Here is an 18,750-nt window from a genome sequence, read left to right as displayed (position 1 = left end):
TCAAAGAGAAATAACAGCTGTCAATGCTCTACCGGGGAGCTTGCTCGTAGACCGTCTGCAAGGTATAAAAACTATCCTCCGTAAACAGTCCTTTCTTCATGGCTCCGATCGCCTCAAGCGCACCCGGTTGCCAGTCGCCTGTAGCATGATTCAGCAGACACAGTCCCTTACCTCCGTCGTCCCAGTAGAAAGGAGCCAAACCATAGGTGCGGGCTGCCTTGTAAAAATATTCCAGATAGTATTTTCGGAATGCCTCTTCCCTTTCGGTTGCACGGTGTATACATCCCATTTCACCGATGTATACCGGAACGCCTTTTTCTACAAAGTGTTCTTTCAGCGCTTTAAACTGACTGGCAATCTGATTTTCGTTGTCACCGGTCACCTTTTTAGGTGCATCTGCCGTATGTCCCCACTCTGTATATTTGTTGCTCATGGCATAATCCATAGGATCGTAACAATGCACAGATACCAGCAAACGGCCAGGCACAACGTCTTTAGGCAATACAAAACTCTGAAGAGTAAGTTCAATATTGGTAGCATAACCCGGTACGCATAGATAACGGTCGGTATTCTTGCCGCCAGTAGCACGTACTGTATTTACAAAAATCTGATTCCACTCGTTCAGAATAGCATACTGACGGCCACCGTCCTTCCGGTTATCTCCCCATCCCCAGCGACCGTCGTGGATTTCGTTCATCGCCTCGAACAGCAAAAAATGTCCTTTGTCCTTGAAACGGGCAGCTATTTGTGTCCACACAGCCTTCAACTGAGCCTTAATCGCCTCGTTTTGTTCTTCCCCCTGAATGGCTTTCTTCATGCTAAGCCAATAATTGTCATCATGATGTATATTAACAATAGCATTCAATCCGGCTTTCTCGGCATATCCTACAACTTCTTCCACACGTTTCAGCCACGATTCTTCCAATTTATATTCAGGCGCACTACCAATATGTCCCATCCAAGTAACAGGTATACGTACGGAAGTAAATCCGGCCGCAGCCAATTTGTCGAATGTAACTTGTGTCACAGGACGATTTCCCCAAACTGTTTCGTTGGACACACCTTCTGCTATGGCATCCAACTGATTACCCAGGTTCCATCCCATACCCAGCCAACGTGCCACTTGCCATGCGTCTTTGTCTGCTTTCTCTGTATCGTTTGCCTCCGGATATGAATGTGCCTGTCCTCCTTGCAATACAAAAAAAGTGCCGCATAACAACAGGCATATAACTCTTGCCAATAGCGTTCCAGAATAGTTATTTGATAATTCTGTTTTCATGGTATTAATGATATTATAAAGTTATTTTATGTTTGTTTTCTCTCTAAATTATTCCACAAGTATAAAAAAGATAATCTACAAAAGTGTTTTTCTTATCCATTATATTCCATCTCGCGGGCTTTTAATTGCGGAAACGTTTTCCCGAAACTTACCGCATCCCGTTCACTGCTTTATCTGCCACTTCCGACCATGTACGGCGGATAAGTGTTTTCGAATACAAAGACGGACAGTATGCCGGTTTTTCGTCTGCCAACTGTTCGAGGCATCTCCAGGCATCGTCGTATTCTGCCAGATAAACTGTTTTATCTTCTTCCGTCAGCCCTTGTCTTATGGCAGCCAGATGGAACAACGCACAATAAATCCGATACATCTGCTTGCCATAACGACATGTCACCTTCATCGTTTCATCCAACAAAGCATCGGGGATGCTGATCTGCTCTGACAATTCAACGATCCGTTCCCAATATGTCACTGCCGTATCTTTCTCGGCCAACAGAGTCAGGACTTTCTCTTTGTTCTTGGGTAAAGCAGGAAAGGTAATGTATTCGTCTCTCACCCACATAGCAAAAACATCATTCGGGAAAGCAGCACTACGCATTCCTCTCAGTGTAGCTTTCTCCGAAAGCAATGCCAATTCTCTGAAACGCGCCGCATCCTTACGGGAAAGTTTCAAACGCTTGGTCGCATAGTCATGGAAAATCTTTTCTTCCGGTTGCTGCGGTGAACGAGCCCACTGAGCCATTACCCATGCATTAAGGTCGCACCACAGCTCATTTTTAGGATAAGGTCCTTCCCATCCGCCACCGCGCGTCCAGGTCCACATACCGACCAACTTACCCGTATTATAAATATCGCGGATGCACCAGTACTTGCCTTCTTCCTTTTTTGCCCGGTCTTCTTCGAAACCTTCAATCACCCCACGAGCAATATAGTTGGGATATGCACCCTTGCCCTCGTACTCGCGGGCACACTGAACTTCCACCAATTGCTGATGACGGCCTAATCCCAAGACTTTACTAAAAGGATTTCCACGATGAAAATCTCCCTCACAATGTTTGATAGCAATCACCAGATTGGGATGAGGTTCAACCTGATCACTGATATATTGATATTTTTTTGCGTCTGTGTCGAATGCCCACCATGTCCTGAAAATAACCTTTTTGTTTAATTTTACACACACCTCTTCGCGCAATAAATTCATCAGAGGAATAATGCACTGATCTGCATTATCCTTTTTCTGAATGTGTCCTACATGAAACGGCGCATCTTCCAAATAGGTCTCGCCGATACGTACCACAATACCGTCCATCTGAGGGAACTGCTTGAAAAAAGCATTAAGCTGATAGCGCAATATACGCTGAACTAATGTATCCTGAGGATTACCAAATGTTTTTTCGATACCATATTTACTGACCAGCCGTTTGGGCAACAGAATCAAATCGCTCATGGCATATACGTCGACTCCGTTCCGCTTGCAATCATTAAACAGTCCGTGCAGACGCGCCGCTTTCTTGTCGACCCATTCACGGTCGGGCGTACCCGGCGGAAGGATATCTTTATCGAAATCGTCCCAGTTAATGGCCAACGTAGGCGAATCGAACAAAAAATAGCATTTTCCATTATAACCCATCGACTTCAATACGTCCGGTCTGTCGTACATACTCTCGTAAAGAGGTTCGCCCGGATTGTTGTGTACCATATCCATAATATAAGGCAAACTTGCCGACTGCGAATGAACCGACAATGCCCCCATTGTGAATAAAAAGGTAAGAGTTAGTTTTTTCAGGTTAAACAATGTTTTCATGGTTTTATTTACTATATCATTAAATTTTCAGAACCGCCAATTTGCATTGGCTCACTTGCAAAATAACACAATTATTAGCCTAACAGTAGGTATAAAATAAAAACGGTTATGGTTCTTATCATAACAATACATACCCATTTTTAAGCAAACAAGAAGTTTATCTGCAATAAAAGGGGCGAAAAGACTTATAAATACCCTATCAGCCACTACCGAGCAACACTTGCACGGCTCGCGAGCCATGCTTGCAATACTCTTGGGAACTACTGGCAATACTCACGGACTTTACTTGCAATACTCGTGGGCTTTGTATGTAAAACCCGACAGCATTGCTTATAAAACCTGACGACATTGCTTGTCATACTAGACAACATTGCTTGTTAGGTTAGCTAACTACCGATGTTGCCCGGCTAAAATAAGTAGTTACGGGCGTCAAGTAGAACTTTAGAAAATGAAAGATGGATACGCGGACAACGCGGAATGAGCGGATTGGCACGGATAAAAAGAAGAAAAATGAAAATCCGCGTTCATCCGCATTGTCCGTGTTGTCCGCGTATCCATCATTGCAACACACTAACCCTCAATAGATCACAGCAAAGTGAGGTTTCACCGAAACTTGAGCATTCTTAGCATTTCTTACACAACTCCCAGAATGCTACAGCCGAAGCAGCCGCCACATTCAGCGAATCGACCCCATGCATCATAGGAATACGTACCACATAGTCGGCTCCGGAAATGGCCTCGACAGGCAGGCCATCGCCTTCGGTTCCCATCAGCAAAGCCAGACGGGCTTCTGCTTTCAGTGCCGGTTCATCTAAAGAAACAGAACGGTCGGTCAAAGCCAATGCAGCTGTACGGAATCCAAGTTCCTTCAGTTTCGTCAACGGATTCTCAATCCACGTCCAGGGAATCAGAAAAACCGAACCCATAGACACGCGCACCGAACGGCGGTTCAACGGATCGCAAGAATCGGGAGTAAGCAATACGGCATCAATGCCCAAAGCTGCTGCCGAACGGAATATGGCACCAATATTGGTCGTGTCCACCACTCCATGAATCACAACCACACGACGTGCGCCATTGCACACATCTTCCACCATCGGCGGCAATGGCCGACGCATGGCACAAAGCACTCCGCGCGTCAGCGTATAGCCGGTAAGCCGAGTCAGCAAATCGCGGTCGCCGGTATAAATGGGAACATCACCTATTCGTTCTACAATATCGGCCGCATCGCCCGTTATGTGCTTCCGTTCGCAAAGCAAGGCGGTAGGCTCGTACCCCGCATCAAGTGCTACGCGAATCACTTTCGGACTTTCGGCAATAAAGATACCGTGTTGTGGATCGAGCCGGTTACGCAGTTGTGCTTCGGTCAGTGTGCTGAACACTTCCACACCCGGTTGTTCCAGAGAAGTTATTTCAATAACAGACATATCGTTCCTTTAAATTCACCGAGACAAAAATAGTGTTTCTTCCCCACATATCTGATAATATTTCTTCCGAAAATCAGCTTAAAGCACAACAAGCATACCTCTATGACAGGAAAAGACACAGCATTAGACAAAGTGTCTATTCAAATAGAAGCATTTCTCAAGAAATGTCTACTATTATAGTTTATAAAATAAAAAGCTTATGATTATATCAGGAGAAGGCATGAATTTTTCCCAGTTAGGAAAAAATTATTCCCTAGTTAGGAAAATAATATTCCCCAGTTAGGGAAAAAAGATTTCCTAACTGGGGAAAAATAAAGCACTCTGCTTTTTAGCCTACAACTCCTCAATAACTCGTTCCTCTTAACTTGCCGTTAACCATGATTATGATTTCTTTTCAACAAAGCATTGCAGAATAATCGGATTCAAAACCTTAAACCAATTACAAGCCATCACAAATGCACCTGTCAGATTGGGATGAACTTTATCGGCTATGGTATGAATGCGCCAGTCGAATCCATCGTTCACAGAGACATACTTCACATTCGGGCGGTTTACGTCTTCTACCATCTGCCGAAGACTTTCGTTAAGTTCGGCGATGTAACTATACTTCGGCAACTTACCACTATGAATAACTCCCGCTATTAATATCACTGCATCCGGATTGACCTGCATTATCTTATCAATCATAGAACGATGAGCGGCCACAATGCCCGGAACCGGCTTTTCTTCTACAAAATGATTATGACCGGAATGTATCAGTACAATGTCCGCCGGGAAAGTCCGATATATGGAGTCAATTCTCTGTTCAACATATTCGGTATTCTTACCACCAAAAGCAGCATGTTTATATGAAATGCCGGCAGAACTTCCATTCCGGGGACCTACAAACTCATAGTCGAAACCTGCCGCACTCAACAGTCGTGCCAAAGGCCCCATATATGAAGTGAAAGTTCCCCCTCCTTCCGTGATAGAGTCACCTATTCCCATAATGCGGACAGTACCCGCATGAAGTGGCATTGCAAACATAATAATGCCCAATACAATACAGAAGCGATGTAACAATCTATTATTCATATCTATTTCAGCTATACAATCAACTATTATTTAACGTGAGTTCGATATAAAATCAAAAAAAAGAAAGTTGTCTGTCATTGACAAAATTTATATCAATAGCTGGCTTCTTTTCAAAAAAGCAGTATGCTGCGATAGCCGACAAAGAGTTAGCTATAAAGTTATTGAATGAACGATGTCTGGAGTGCTCTATCTGTGCAATGTTCTTCAATTCGTCATTGACCGTTTCGATCAGGGCTCTTTTTCTGAGCAAGATCTTGTCGGCAATACTCATCAGTGAGTTCTTCATATTGTTCTTGACCTTGGTGACAAGTTGTATGCCATTAAGAAAAAGATTCTCGAACAGGGCCTGACCAATATATCCTTTGTCTGCACATAGTTTTCCTTTAATGTTCTTCAGGAACTTGCCCAGCTTCAAAGGCTCCCGGTCATCCACGTTTCCGGGAGTAAACATGAAATTGAGAATTTCCCCTTTGTCATTGATTATCAGATGCAACTTGAATCCGAAGAACCATCCCATTGAACATTTTCCACGCTCGGCAAGTCCTTCAAATGTCTTATGAATAAGGATTCTTTGGTTACGGCATACACGTAAGGGAGTGGAGTCCACAAAACTGATGCCGGTACAGGTTCCCAGCAGTACTTTTTTGATAAAGATGCTCAGGGGAAGTAGTACTTCCTTTTCCAATTCTACAAAACGGTTATAGGAAACTTGGCGCGGAAAAAGGTGTTTCAGATGTTTACAGACATACTCCTTGTAGTAATGCTTGAAACAGCGAAAACCACCGGAGTGAAACAGGATAAGAATAACCATAATCTCAGCATCACTCATACGGTTGGGTTTATTGCGATGCTTGGTCTTCTTATCATCAATCATATATTTTTCCTGTTGAAATGTAAATTCCTTGCAAAAATCATCGGCCATACAATAAATCTCTGTAACTTTAGACTCTGGAAACATAGTGATAATCGTTTAAATGTTATAATTGTTCACTATAAATTTAATACTTTTATCGCTATGTTCCTAATTTTCAGTGAAATATTTATTTGCTTATATCGAACTCACGTTAATTAAAAATAGGCGCACCGATACAAATCACTCCCGACAATTCTTCCTCATTATCCATCGCATATCCTTTTTGCAGTACCTCTTCTAATTCTTTCAGATAATCTTCACGGGAGGTTATTGTCCGTTCATTATACTGCTTAAAATCCATATAGGACAGATAACGGTCTCTGACATTGTTAGGCAGATAAGCCATAATTGCCTTACCCGGTGCCGAACAATGCAACTTAAAAGGTTTTCCTGGAGAAAGTGTAAAACTAAAGGCGTGAAGTCCTTGCGCCTGATCTATAAATATTCCTTTTTCTTCTCCCATCACTCCGAAGCACACCGTTTCTTTCACACAATCACGCAGATTGCGCAAATGAGGATAAACGGTCTCAAGCAGCTGATGTTCGTTCAAAGCACGGAAACCCAGTGTCAACAATTTGCGCGAAAGTTTATAACGACGGGAATCCTCATCGTATATCAGATACTCCAAACGTACCATTGTATTCAATATACGATAAGTTGTAGTTTGGGAAATTTCAAGATCTTCCTTTACCTCCTGCAGCGTTTTTCCTTTAAAGCTGTATGAGAGATATTCCAATACCGCCAAACCTTTTTCAAGGTTAGGTACTTTGTAGTTAGAGTCCTGATTTTCCATATTTGAACACATGTTTTCCGTATTTGAAATAATGTTTCACTTCGGAAATAAATATAAATATCTCATCGAAATAAAACAAAATTTTAGCCAGTTTTTTAGTCGCGTTTTTTATTTCGTTTTGATCTGTATGTTTTTTCCTCAAACTGTTACAATCAACTGCGCGGATAAAACATCTGCACCTCAAAACTATCAGCAACGATTCTTCGCAATTCATCCATGCCGGACAATTCACCTTTTGCCATTGCCTGCGTAAGAATATTGCCTATAGCTGTTGCCTCTACGGGACCAGTCTGAACAGGAATACCCAGTGCATCGGCGGTTAACTGATTGAGCAAGCGGTTTTGCGATCCACCGCCAATGATGTTCAGTCGAGAAATCGGTACAGACAAGAAACCATTCAGACGATCTACCGCCTGCCGGTACTTGGCAGCCAGCGACTGCAACACACACTTCACCAGTTCTGCTTTACTCTGCGGTAACCGGAAATTCTGCTGACGGCAGTAATCCAAAATGGCGGCTTCCATACTGGCAGGATTCATAAAACGATCATCATCTACCGGTATGAACGCATCGGTAACAGCTTTTTCAGCTTGCGGAATAAGCTCATCATAAGTTTGCTCTTCTCCCCGCAATTTCCATTCTGACATCAGGCGTTGCAAAATCCATAAACCCGTAATGTTTTGAAGGAAGCAAATGCGATTCCCTACACCTCCTTCGTTCGTAAACTGCGCCATTCGGGCTCCTTCCGTCAGAACTGGTCTATCCAGTTCTACTCCCAGCAATGACCAGGTACCCGAACTGAGATATGCCACTGTTTCGTTTGTCACCAGTGCCGCAGCTACAGCACTAGCAGTGTCGTGCGAACCTACTGCAATCACGTCAACAGCTCCCAAGCCTGTTTCGCGGGCTACTTCTTCCGTCAAACGACCACGCACATGCCCCGGAAAAACAATCTCTCCAAACAGATGTTCCGGAAGCCCCACCGCACGAATGGTATCCGACGACCAGCAGCGGCAACGCGCATCCAACAACTCGGAAGTAGAAGCAATGGTATATTCCGTATTAGCCGTACCAGTCAGGAAATAGCTGAACAAGTCTGGCATAAATAGCAGTTTATCGGCTACATCCAGTTGCGGGTCACTAGCTTCCTTCATACTGTACAATTGGAAAAGAGTATTAATCGGCATTACCTGTGTACCGGTTACTCGATAATGTTCACCTGGTTCCAACAGACGGAAAACTTTCTCTGGCATCCCTTGTGTACGCTCGTCACGATAGCAGACCGGATTTCCCAACAGATTTCCGTTTTTATCGATCAGACCAAAATCAACTCCCCAGGTATCTATACCGATTCCACTAACCGAGTAGCCCCGTCGGGCAGCTTCTTTCAGCCCGTTCTTCATCTCCTCGAAAAGAGCCGGAAAATCCCAATACACATGCTTCCCCATACGTACCTGACGGTTAGGAAAACGGTATATTTCCTCCATCTTCAGTTTTCCGTGAACGAGGAAGCCGGCAATGACTCGCCCGCTTCCTCCTCCAAAATCAACTGCCAGATAAGTATTCTTAACTACAGTTTCTTTCATAATGTCATACTATTTGGTTTTCTTGCCCAGCACGTACGTTTCCAGATCGTCTATTTCGGCAGGAGTAAGTACATCGTACGCCCCACCCGACTGTACCATAATGCGGCACGCCATCTCAAAGAACATGGCACGTTCGAAAGCCTCATCAAAGTCTTTGCCACATACCACCTGACCATGTTTGGCCAACAATACTGAATTATGGTTGCGCATCGCCTCTACCACTCCGGCAGCAAGTTCTTTCGAACCCGGACGATAATAAGGCACAACAGGAATTTCCGTTCCTACATGGCAGGGAATTTCTGCCGTTACATTGAAGTTTGTCGGTCGGTTCTTCATACAGGCTATCACCGTAGCATACTCTGACTGGAAATGCAAAACCACATTCACATCCGGACGCTCGCGAAGGATACCCAAATGAAAACCGCTCTCCATCGATGGTTTCACTCCGTTCAGCGACTGACCGTCGGCAATATTGCAAATAGCCACATTCTCTCTGCGAAGAGAAGGAACCCACGAGCCGGTTCCTGAAATCAATGCCTGTTCGCCAATGCGCCACGACAAGTTACCACTACTACATATAGTCAACCGGGCATCACCACAACGGTGAGCCTGCGAAATAAATTCCTGAATATGTTCTTCTGTTATCATCATAATGAATATTCTTTTTTCAAATTCTGCTATCTGAGTTTATTTATAAATAGGTCCATAAGTAGCACAAGCCCGATAGTCGGCACCTTCCTTATCCATGCCGAAAGCATTCCATGCGGCAGGACGGAAAATCTGGTCATCTTCCACATTATGCATGCAAACCGGTATACGCAACATCGAAGCCAGCGTAATAAGATCCTGACCGATATGGCCATAACTGATGGCACCATGATTAGCTCCCCAATTGTTCATTACCGAATATACGTCTTTGAAAGCCGGTTTATCGCACAAACGCGGCACAAACCAAGTAGTAGGCCATGTCGGGTCGGTACGCATGTTCAGCTTCTCATGGATTTCAGGATCAATGGTCACCGTCCATCCTTCGGCTATCTGCAGCACAGGACCAAGACCTTTTATCAGATTCAGACGCATCATCGTAACAGGCATTCCTCCCTTAGACAAGAAGTTCGAAGAGAAACCTCCGCCACGGAAGTAATCACGGTCTGCCGGATACCAGGTTGTTGCTTTCAGACAGTTGTCTACATCAGCTTCTGTAATATTCCACGGTTCTTTCATCACCGGATTGCCATTTTCGTCAACCGACTGTCCTGAGCCGTCCAGTGTAGTTGCTCCAGAGTTAATCAGATGGATGATACCGTTAGCAGCCAGACCTGTCAGATCCTTACCTGTTACACGTTTTACAGCTTCGGGGCTCCAATAGGTACGTACGTCCGAGAATATCTGAGCACGATTGGTCAGCAAGTGTCCGAACAGCATAGCTACACCGTTGCAGGCATCATTTTCAGTAGCTACGACAAAAGCTTCGCGAATGCCGTTCCAGTCGAAAGATGTGTTGAGCAATGCTTCGGGATAGTCACCATTGGGATAAAAATCTGTCCACTGACGCTGTCCCTGGAAACCGGCTGCTATGGCGTTGTGGCCCAATGCCTCTTCCATGAATCCCAGTTCTTTCAGACGAGGATTACCTGTCATCAGGTCGCGCATGATAATCATCATTTTCACCACAAACTCCCAGTCGGCATCTTTCTGCTCGCGAGTCTTGCGCTTCTCGGGACGGTTTTTGAAGTCTTCTCCTTCGTTTACCTTACAGTATTTCTCGGTCCAGGCCATTGCCTTGGCATACTCTTCAGGATCGTAAATACCTTCTGTCATGCGGCGGATGATTTCAGTCAAGTCCACTGATTCGTTGCGCATGCCCAAATACTCCTGGAAGAAATCCGGATTGACAATCGAACCTGCGATTCCCATAGATACACTACCCATAGACAGGTAAGACTTGCCACGCATCGTGGCCACAGCCTGTGCCGCACGGGCAAAACGAAGAATCTTTTCGGCTACATCGGCCGGTATGCTGTTATCGTCCAGATCCTGTACATCGTGTCCGTATATACCAAAAGCCGGTAAACCTTTCTGAGCATGTCCGGCCAGTACGGCTGCCAGATAAACTGCTCCGGGACGTTCGGTACCGTTAAATCCCCATACAGCTTTCGGATAATAAGGATTCATGTCCATTGTTTCAGCGCCATAACACCAGCACGAAGTGACAGTGATGGTAGAACCTACTCCTTCACGCTCGAACTTTTCGGCACAAGCCGCGCTTTCGGCTACCCGACCAATGGTTCCGTCGGCAATCACACACTCTACCGGACTACCATCTCCGTTTTTCAAGTTGCTGCTGATAAGCTGGGCTACAGCTTTAGCCAGATTCATAGTCTTTTCTTCCAGACTCTCACGAACTCCGCCCTGACGACCGTCAATGGTGGGACGAATACCGATTTTAGGATACTTTTTCATAATTCTGATTATAATGAGTAGAATAAATTAATATGTATTTTATTAAAGATTATCTATACTGATCTGTGCTGATTCCCGGATAAAAAAATTATAAGGAACATCGCAGCCTTACCTCCGTCGGGAGGTACTCCTGCACTGTCGTGTTATTGAGAACAAAATGTGCCACCTCATCGCCCATCTTATGCCAGTCGATGGTCAGTGCAGTAATTCCTTCGTCGATTACTTCGTACGAAGGAACATCGTTATAGGCCAGCAGTCCGAAGTCCTTTCCACACTTCAATCCCTCTAGCCTGCCCTGCTTCACTACCTTAACCACATCCTGTTGTTTGATGGCCAAATAAGCCGTTTGCGCTTCAACCTGCAGATTGTCTACATCGTCTTCGATCGTGCACTCCAAACGGTTTGCCTGACAAAAACGCACAAAGTAATCCTTGCTGCTCTGCGGATGTTTCAGCGTACGCGGAAACAAAAAGACAAATTTCCGGTAACGGGTCAACCGGTCTTTCAGACTCTCCAATGCACGATAGAACGATTCGTCAAAATCCTGGCAAACATACGAGTACTTTGCTTTATCGAACTTACCGAAATCGAGCAATAACAGCCTGGCGGGATTGATTTTATGCAATGCCTTACTGAACTTCTCGTTGTCGAAGTTCATCACTACATACTTGTTGTACTTGCCCACAGATTCACGGACAATGGTATTGAAGAGGTGCTCGTTGTACTGATGAAACAACAAATCTACTTTATAATTGAGTGGAAGATGACTCACAAAACTGTTGTACAGCGTTTCTTTAAAAGGTGTATATTGGTCGAGCAAAAGCAATACGTTTGTAACCTGACTCGTAACAAAATAACCTTTGCGGGGCGTTGAGTCAATCAGTCCCCGTTCCCTTAAATCCTGGAAAGCCTTGAATACAGTATCACGCGAAACCCCATACCGACGGCTCAGTTCGTTGATGGAAGGCAAAGAGTCTCCTTCCAAAAACTCACGCATCGAAATAGCCTGACTGATACGATCGGCCAGCTGCGTTACTTTACTTGACTGTTGTCCGAATGTGTTGCTTTCCACGGTGTTTTTTCTACTTAAAGCACAGGCATTACAGCTGTGCTGAACTATACTGATACAAAGGAAAGTATTTTTTGCAAAGAAAACGAGACTCAGGATGGTGTTATACAACATATTCACATAAAAAAGCCAGATTGGCGCAATGTTTTCGGCAAATGCAGTCAACGATAGCAATAGGACTTTTTTGCATAGTTAGGAAAAAATATTTTCCTAACTGGAGAATAATTTTTTCCTAACTGGGGAAAAAACAGAGCCCTTAAGTCGTTTCACCACAAGCCATACTTACACGACTCGCAAGCCATGCAAGTACGATTCATTCATCAGACAGATTACCTGATCGGTACTGATAGAAAAAGAGGGATGTGTCTTCACGACATATCCCTCTCAAAACCCATACCAGTAGTGATTCTTTTATATTATTAGAGGTATAATGAAGAAGAGAGTAGACCGAATCTGGCTACTGCATGGGCAACTAAACATCTATCAAATCGCAAAAAAACATCTATCTATCAGTCAGTCGCCCCGCCTCCCAATGCATTGTACAGACTGATCATATACTGACACTGGGAAAAACTGTCCGAAACAACATTCAGACGTGCACTCAATAGCGACTGACGCGCCGTCAGCAATTCCAGATAAGTGGCATTGCCCGTCCGATACAAAGCTTCGGCAGTCTGCACGGTGCGTTCCAATTCGCGGCATTGCTTCTGATGACTCTCCAGACTGCGCTGTGCCGAACTTACAGCATACAAAGCATCGTTCACTTCCTGTCCGGCATCGAGCAATGTCTGTTTGTAATTAAGCAAAGCTATTTGTTCTTCGTCCTTGGAGACACGCAGATTGGAAATCAGCTTGCCACGGTTGAAGATGGGTTGAGTCAACGATGCCACGGCCGACAGAATCCAACCACCCGGATTGGTCACTGCCTGACCTAAAGAATTGGTCCAACCGACACTACCCGAAAGTGTCAGATTAGGATAGAAAGCCGAACGCGACTGGTTGGTCGTGTAATACGCATTGGCCAACGTCATCTCCGCCTGCACGACATCGGGGCGTCTGGACAGCAACCGCAGAGGCACACCCGTCTGAAACGTATCGGGGAACTGCTGTTCCTTCAGCGAGCTCCGTTCGATGGTGCGCGAAGTAATACCCAGCAAAGTGCAAAGCGTATTCTCGGCTTCGCGCTGCTGACGAAGCAAATCGTTGTGGGTAGCCTCCAGCTCGTACAAGCTGGCACGTGCCTGCGTAACGGCATTCTCAGTCTCCTCACCGACTTTCAATTTGGATTCGAGCAGACGTACCTGTTCTTTCCACACTTCCAGCGTAGACGAGCTGATGGCTATCTGCTCGTCCAGCATCAGAAGCGAATAATAATCATTGGCAATGGTAGCAATCAGATCGGAGCGGACTGCTTGCTGATAGGCCTGCTGCTGAAACAAAGTGGCCTGAGTGCCTTTCCGGGCATTGCGCAGGTTGCCAAACAGGTCTACTTCCCAACTTGCCTGGACAGGCAGCTCGTACGTTTTCACCGCCTTGCCTCCATCGCTGCTAGTCAGTGTGCCTTGAGGTGACAAAGTAAGCGAAGGCAAGAACGACAGGTTGGCAGCTCTGAGTTGTGCCTTTGCCTGGTCTAAGCGCAACCATGCGGTCTGCATATCTGTATTGTTTTTCAACCCGAAACGTATCAGCTCCTGCAACAGAGGATCCTGAAAAACCTCCTGCCAAGGCAGATCACCGAAACTGACGGAATCTTCTCCGGCCGCCATATCAACATCCCTGAACAGGCTGTCTACCGGCAGGTTGTCGGGACGTTGGTAATTGCGGTAAATGTGGCAACTGCTCAGCATTGCCATACACATTATTATATAAACTATCTTTTTCATAATTTTCTGTCTTCTTTTCGTTTACCCATAACCCGTTCTTCCAAATACTGGAAAGTAATGAAAAAAGCAGGTGTTACAAACAACAGCGCTACCGTACCTATCAGCATGCCTCCTACGACACCTACGCCCAGCGAAGTATTACCATTGGCTCCTACACCCGAAGCAAACATCAGCGGAAGCAGACCGAATATCATGGTCAGTGCCGTCATCAGGATAGGCCTCAAACGTACACCGGCAGCCGAGATGGCAGCCTGCGACAGCGACATGCCTTCCTTACGCCGCTCGGTAGCATATTCGGTCAGCAGGATAGCTGTCTTCGACAAGAGTCCGATCAGCATAATCAACCCTGTCTGCAAATAGATGTTGTTCTCAATCCCCCACAGGCGGGCGAACAGGAAACTTCCCATCAGTCCGAAAGGTACGGACAGAATAACAGCCATCGGGATAAACAGACTTTCGTACAGAGCACAAAGTATCAGATAGATGAACAGAATGCAGACACCATAGATGATGACCGTGTCGTGCGAGTTGGCCATCTGCTCTTCCTCGCGTGTCATGCCCGAAAACTCGTAACCGTAACCTGTAGGAAGCGTCTGCGCAGCCACTTCTTTCACCGCATTGATGACATCGCCCGAACTGTATCCACTGGCAGGCATACCCTGTACATTGATAGACGAGAACATGTTGAAACGCGTCAGCGACTCGGCACCGTATGTCTTGGTCAGCGTCACAAACTGGCTGACCGGTGCCATGCCATCCGATGTCTTCACATAAATATTGTCGAGCGACTGCATCGTCTTACGGCTGTCCGACGGTGCCTGTATGATAACCCTGTACAGCTTCGTGAAACGATTGAAATTGGAAGCATAAATGCTACCGAAATAGCCAGACAGAACGGACAGGACGTGTTCTGTTGTAATACCGGCCCGCTGACATTGTGCCTCATCCACGTCGACACGATATTGCGGGAAGCGTGCACTGAAAGAAGTATAAGCCATCTGGATTTCCGGACGTTTGTTCAGTTCTAGCAGGAAATTATCTGTTACCTGGCTCAAAGCATCAATACCCTTACCCGAACGGTCCTGCAAATACAGTTCGAAACTGTTACCCGTTCCGTAACCTGAAATCATTGGCGGCGAGAACACAAAGATATTCGCATTCTTTATGTGAGCCGTACGCCGATAGATTTCAGCCGAAATAGCATCTACACTATTCTCCTTACCCGGGCGTTCGTCCCAGTGCTTCAGCTTCACAATAAACATACCATGCGAAGCACCGCTACCCGAACCCATTCCAAAACCTGCCACCTTGTTGAAGTTCGCTATCTGCGGAATTTCCTTCAACTCTTTCTCCACCTTTTCCATAATACTTGCCGTCTCGGCCAACGTACTTCCTGCAGGAGCATCCAAGCTGACAAATATAGAGCCGGTATCCTCCGAAGGTACCAGACTGGTCTTGGTCGTTCCCATAAAATAGAACAATAACAGGACCGCAGCCGCAAATGAAGTCCATGCCAGCCATTTTCTTTTAATAAAGAATTTGGCTCCGGATTTATATTTCAACACAATGCGCTTGAAAGCCGAATCGAATGCCAGACGGAAGCGGGTCGAGAATTCCGGTTTCTTACCGTCGACCAGAATTTCGTTCGGACGAAGAATCAAAGCACAAAGGGCAGGCGAAAGCGTCAAGGCATTGATGGCCGAAATACCTACCGCCACAGCCATCGTGATACCGAACTGAGTATAGAACACTCCTGACGTACCACCCATAAACGACACCGGAACAAACACTGCCATAAACACCAGAGTCGAAGTAACGATAGCCGAAGAAATGCCACTCATGGCATCGATAGAGGCTCTGTATGGCGAACGGTAACCCTCGTCGAACCTTACCTGCACAGCTTCGACCACAATGATGGCGTCGTCGACAATCGTACCGATGGCCAACACCAATGCAAACAGCGTAAGCAGATTGATACTGAATCCTGCTATGTAAAGCACCGCAAACGTACCTATCAGCGAGACAAAGATACTGACGGTAGGGATCAGCGTAGAACGCGGATTCTGGAGGAAGACATATACAACCAACACAACCAGTATGATAGCTTCAATCAAAGTCTTGATTACTTCGTTGATAGAAGCATCAAGGAAATTCTTGGTACTCATCAGTTCCACAACTTCCACGTCTTCGGGCAACGTTTCTTTCAGTTCTTCCAGAAACTTGTCTATCTCCATGATGATCTCATTGGCATTGGTTCCGGCCGTCTGATTGATCATACACGTACTGCCCGGAGCTCCGTTTACACTACCGGTATACGAATAACTCTGTGCACCCAGTTCTACGGTAGCAATGTCTTTCAGTTTCAGTACCCGACCGTCGTCCAGTGCCTTAATGACAATCTCTTCGAATTCTTGTTCCTTCTCCAGACGTCCACGATACTTCAATGTATACTGGTAGACATTCTTGGAATCCTCGCCGATAGAACCGGTCGAAGCTTCAATGTTCTGACTGGACAAGGCAGACTCCACATCGCTTGGTTCCAACTCATACTGAGCCATCACTTCAGGTTTCAGCCAGATACGCATGGCATAGTCACCACCCATCACGTTTACTTCGCCTACACCCGAGATACGCTGCAACTGCGGTTTAACGTTTATACTCAGATAATTAGTCAGGAAAGTTTCGTCATACGTCCCGTTCGGGCTATACAAACCAAAGATTTTCAGCATACTGCTCTGACGCTTCATGGTAGTTACGCCTACTTTGGTTACTTCGGCCGGCAACAAAGAAGTGGCAGTAGAAACTTTGTTCTGCACGTTGACAGCCGCCATATCCGGATCGCTTCCCTGCTTGAAGTAGACTGTAATTTCAGCACTACCCGTATTGCTGGCTGTAGAAGTCATATAAGTCATGTTCTCAACGCCGTTGATGGCTTCTTCCAGAGGTACGATCACACTCTTCTGCACAGCTTCGGCATTGGCACCACTATATGTAGTAGATACACGGATAGTAGGTGGAGCAATATCCGGATATTGTTCAACCGACAAGGCATAGAGTCCGATAAGTCCGGCCACCAGAATTACGACCGAAATCACCATGGAGAGAATCGGCCGGTCTATAAAATGCTGTAGTTTCATTATGTCAGCCCTCCATATTTGTTTCGTTTGCCTGTGGCGTAGCCGATGCACTTACTACAGTGCCGTCCTTCAGCAAGCCGGCACCCTCGGACACAATCACATCGCCTTCGCTCAGTCCGCTTTCTACAATATATTCTTTTCCATCGTTTATCTCGAATACTTCAATCGGGGTCGAAACAGCTTTTCCGTCTACTACTTTATAGGCAAAAATCCGATCCTGTATTTCGTATGTTCCTCCCTGCGGGATAACGATGCATTGCTTCCGCTCATAAGGAATAACCACACTGGCTGATCCACCACTCATCAGACGTTTGCCTTTATTATCGAATACCGCCCTCAAACTGACTGTTCCGGTTGTTTTGTCGATAATGCCACTGATGACATCTACTTTTCCTTTCTGCTCGTACACCGAACCGTCATTCAGTTGTAGAGAAACTTCGGGAAATGAGGCCAACGTGCTGTCCAACGAACCGTATTGTGCTGTCAGACTCAAAACCTGTTTTTCACTTAGCGAGAAATAGACGTACATTTCCGAATTGTCCGATACACGAATCAAAGGGTCGCTCATGGAGGCGCTTACCAACGCACCGATACGGTAGGACGTCATACCCGCATAACCGTCAACCGGACTTTTTACCTCTGTATAAGAAAGATTGTTTTCGGCATCTGTCAACTCAGCCTGCGCCTGTTCCAGCAGTGCTTTGGCACTTTGATAATCGTTCTGTGCCGTACGAAGCTCAAAGTCTGAAATAACTTTGTCATTAAACAACAACTGTTTTCCTTCCAACGTCTGTTTAGCAGTGGCTTCACTGGCCTGTGCCGTAGCTACAGCCGCTTTTGCCTTTTGTAAAGCTGCTTTGTAAGGTACCTGATCAATAACAAACAATACTTGCCCTTTGTGTACTTGTGCTCCTTCTTTCACCAATACCTGTGTAATGGTTCCTGAAACCTGCGGGCGAATCTCTACATCCTGCTTACCTTCGATCACAGCCGAATAGCTGACAGAGAGTTCTCTGTCCTCGGGTTTCAATGTCATTAACGGATAATCTTGTTTTCCCTGTTGCTGTAAGTTCTGCCGGCATCCCGACAAAACGGTCATGCAACATACACCTAATAAAATTACTCTTTTCACCTTCATTTTTACTCAAATTTGTTATTTTTCGAGCAAAATTATAGGCAATATCAACGAGCTTTTTGGCAATTTGGAACAAAGATTTGTCCAAAACACCCCTTATTAGATTTTGTTAGGAATCCATATGTCTATTTGACGTCTAAATTTGTCGTTAACAGACATTTTTCTGTATTTTCGCAACATAACCAAC

Annotated in this window: 12 protein-coding genes and 1 pseudogene; all 13 read right to left on the bottom strand. The window is 45.5% G+C overall.

Going from position 1 to position 18,750, the window contains the following annotated elements:
- Positions 1–28 precede the first annotated feature (28 nt).
- The 13 genes and pseudogenes from BQ5591_RS11455 to BQ5591_RS11395 all read right to left on the bottom strand — a co-directional run bounded on the left by BQ5591_RS11455 (position 29) and on the right by BQ5591_RS11395 (position 18,566).
- Positions 29–1,279 (bottom strand): glycoside hydrolase family 5 protein, encoded by a 1,251-nt coding sequence (locus tag BQ5591_RS11455; RefSeq protein WP_083380956.1) that lies wholly within the window; start codon positions 1,277–1,279, stop codon positions 29–31.
- Between the two features lie 148 nt (positions 1,280–1,427).
- Positions 1,428–3,083, bottom strand: coding sequence for a hypothetical protein (locus tag BQ5591_RS11450; RefSeq protein ID WP_159434455.1), 1,656 nt, complete (start codon positions 3,081–3,083; stop codon positions 1,428–1,430).
- A 623-nt stretch (positions 3,084–3,706) separates the two neighbouring features.
- Entirely contained in the window at positions 3,707–4,510 is an 804-nt protein-coding gene (locus BQ5591_RS11445; RefSeq protein WP_071149495.1) for a TrmH family RNA methyltransferase, read from the bottom strand.
- A 381-nt stretch (positions 4,511–4,891) separates the two neighbouring features.
- A complete protein-coding gene (locus tag BQ5591_RS11440; RefSeq protein WP_083380955.1) occupies positions 4,892–5,584 on the bottom strand; it encodes an SGNH/GDSL hydrolase family protein in 693 nt (230 codons plus the stop codon).
- A gap of 52 nt (positions 5,585–5,636) precedes the next feature.
- A complete protein-coding gene (locus tag BQ5591_RS11435) occupies positions 5,637–6,542 on the bottom strand; it encodes an IS982 family transposase (protein WP_071149493.1) in 906 nt (301 codons plus the stop codon).
- Between the two features lie 109 nt (positions 6,543–6,651).
- Positions 6,652–7,290: pseudogene (locus tag BQ5591_RS11430) on the bottom strand (IclR family transcriptional regulator); the annotation flags it as partial.
- A gap of 152 nt (positions 7,291–7,442) precedes the next feature.
- A complete protein-coding gene (locus tag BQ5591_RS11425) occupies positions 7,443–8,876 on the bottom strand; it encodes a rhamnulokinase (RefSeq protein ID WP_071149492.1) in 1,434 nt (477 codons plus the stop codon).
- Positions 8,877–8,885: 9 nt separating this feature from the next.
- Positions 8,886–9,524: a class II aldolase/adducin family protein gene (locus BQ5591_RS11420; RefSeq protein WP_071150680.1), complete on the bottom strand. Its 639-nt coding sequence runs from the start codon at positions 9,522–9,524 to the stop codon at positions 8,886–8,888.
- Positions 9,525–9,563: 39 nt separating this feature from the next.
- Positions 9,564–11,339: an L-fucose isomerase gene (fucI, locus tag BQ5591_RS11415; RefSeq protein WP_071149491.1), complete on the bottom strand. Its 1,776-nt coding sequence runs from the start codon at positions 11,337–11,339 to the stop codon at positions 9,564–9,566.
- Positions 11,340–11,427: 88 nt separating this feature from the next.
- The gene (locus tag BQ5591_RS11410; RefSeq protein WP_071150679.1) at positions 11,428–12,411 is read right to left on the bottom strand and encodes a GntR family transcriptional regulator; all 984 of its coding nucleotides are present in this window, start codon (positions 12,409–12,411) and stop codon (positions 11,428–11,430) included.
- 506 nt (positions 12,412–12,917) lie between these two features.
- Complete coding sequence (locus BQ5591_RS11405; RefSeq protein ID WP_071149490.1) at positions 12,918–14,291, bottom strand: efflux transporter outer membrane subunit; 1,374 nt, start codon at positions 14,289–14,291, stop codon at positions 12,918–12,920.
- Positions 14,288–17,428 carry an efflux RND transporter permease subunit gene (locus BQ5591_RS11400; RefSeq protein ID WP_071149489.1) on the bottom strand — a complete coding sequence of 1,047 codons (3,141 nt, stop codon included), beginning with the start codon at positions 17,426–17,428 and terminating at the stop codon, positions 14,288–14,290. Before BQ5591_RS11400 ends, BQ5591_RS11405 begins: the two co-directional genes overlap by 4 nt.
- Positions 17,429–17,432: 4 nt before the next feature.
- Entirely contained in the window at positions 17,433–18,566 is a 1,134-nt protein-coding gene (locus BQ5591_RS11395) for an efflux RND transporter periplasmic adaptor subunit (RefSeq protein WP_071149488.1), read from the bottom strand.
- Positions 18,567–18,750 lie beyond the last annotated feature (184 nt).

This window comes from Bacteroides ndongoniae (assembly GCF_900108345.1).
Taxonomy (GTDB): Bacteria; Bacteroidota; Bacteroidia; order Bacteroidales; family Bacteroidaceae; genus Bacteroides; species Bacteroides ndongoniae.
This window is presented reverse-complemented; position numbering and strand designations above follow the sequence as displayed.

What these genes read in the sequence shown, in the direction of transcription:
- BQ5591_RS11455 (WP_083380956.1), bottom strand. Translation starts at nt 1,279, where the DNA reads ATGAAAACAGAATTATCAAATAACTATTCTGGAACGCTATTGGCAAGA.
- BQ5591_RS11425 (WP_071149492.1), bottom strand. Translation starts at nt 8,876, where the DNA reads ATGAAAGAAACTGTAGTTAAGAATACTTATCTGGCAGTTGATTTTGGA.
- fucI (WP_071149491.1), bottom strand. Translation starts at nt 11,339, where the DNA reads ATGAAAAAGTATCCTAAAATCGGTATTCGTCCCACCATTGACGGTCGT.
- BQ5591_RS11440 (WP_083380955.1), bottom strand. Translation starts at nt 5,584, where the DNA reads ATGAATAATAGATTGTTACATCGCTTCTGTATTGTATTGGGCATTATT.
- BQ5591_RS11420 (WP_071150680.1), bottom strand. Translation starts at nt 9,524, where the DNA reads ATGATAACAGAAGAACATATTCAGGAATTTATTTCGCAGGCTCACCGT.
- BQ5591_RS11450 (WP_159434455.1), bottom strand. Translation starts at nt 3,083, where the DNA reads ATGAAAACATTGTTTAACCTGAAAAAACTAACTCTTACCTTTTTATTC.
- BQ5591_RS11400 (WP_071149489.1), bottom strand. Translation starts at nt 17,428, where the DNA reads ATGAAACTACAGCATTTTATAGACCGGCCGATTCTCTCCATGGTGATT.
- BQ5591_RS11405 (WP_071149490.1), bottom strand. Translation starts at nt 14,291, where the DNA reads ATGAAAAAGATAGTTTATATAATAATGTGTATGGCAATGCTGAGCAGT.
- BQ5591_RS11445 (WP_071149495.1), bottom strand. Translation starts at nt 4,510, where the DNA reads ATGTCTGTTATTGAAATAACTTCTCTGGAACAACCGGGTGTGGAAGTG.
- BQ5591_RS11435 (WP_071149493.1), bottom strand. Translation starts at nt 6,542, where the DNA reads ATGTTTCCAGAGTCTAAAGTTACAGAGATTTATTGTATGGCCGATGAT.
- BQ5591_RS11395 (WP_071149488.1), bottom strand. Translation starts at nt 18,566, where the DNA reads ATGAAGGTGAAAAGAGTAATTTTATTAGGTGTATGTTGCATGACCGTT.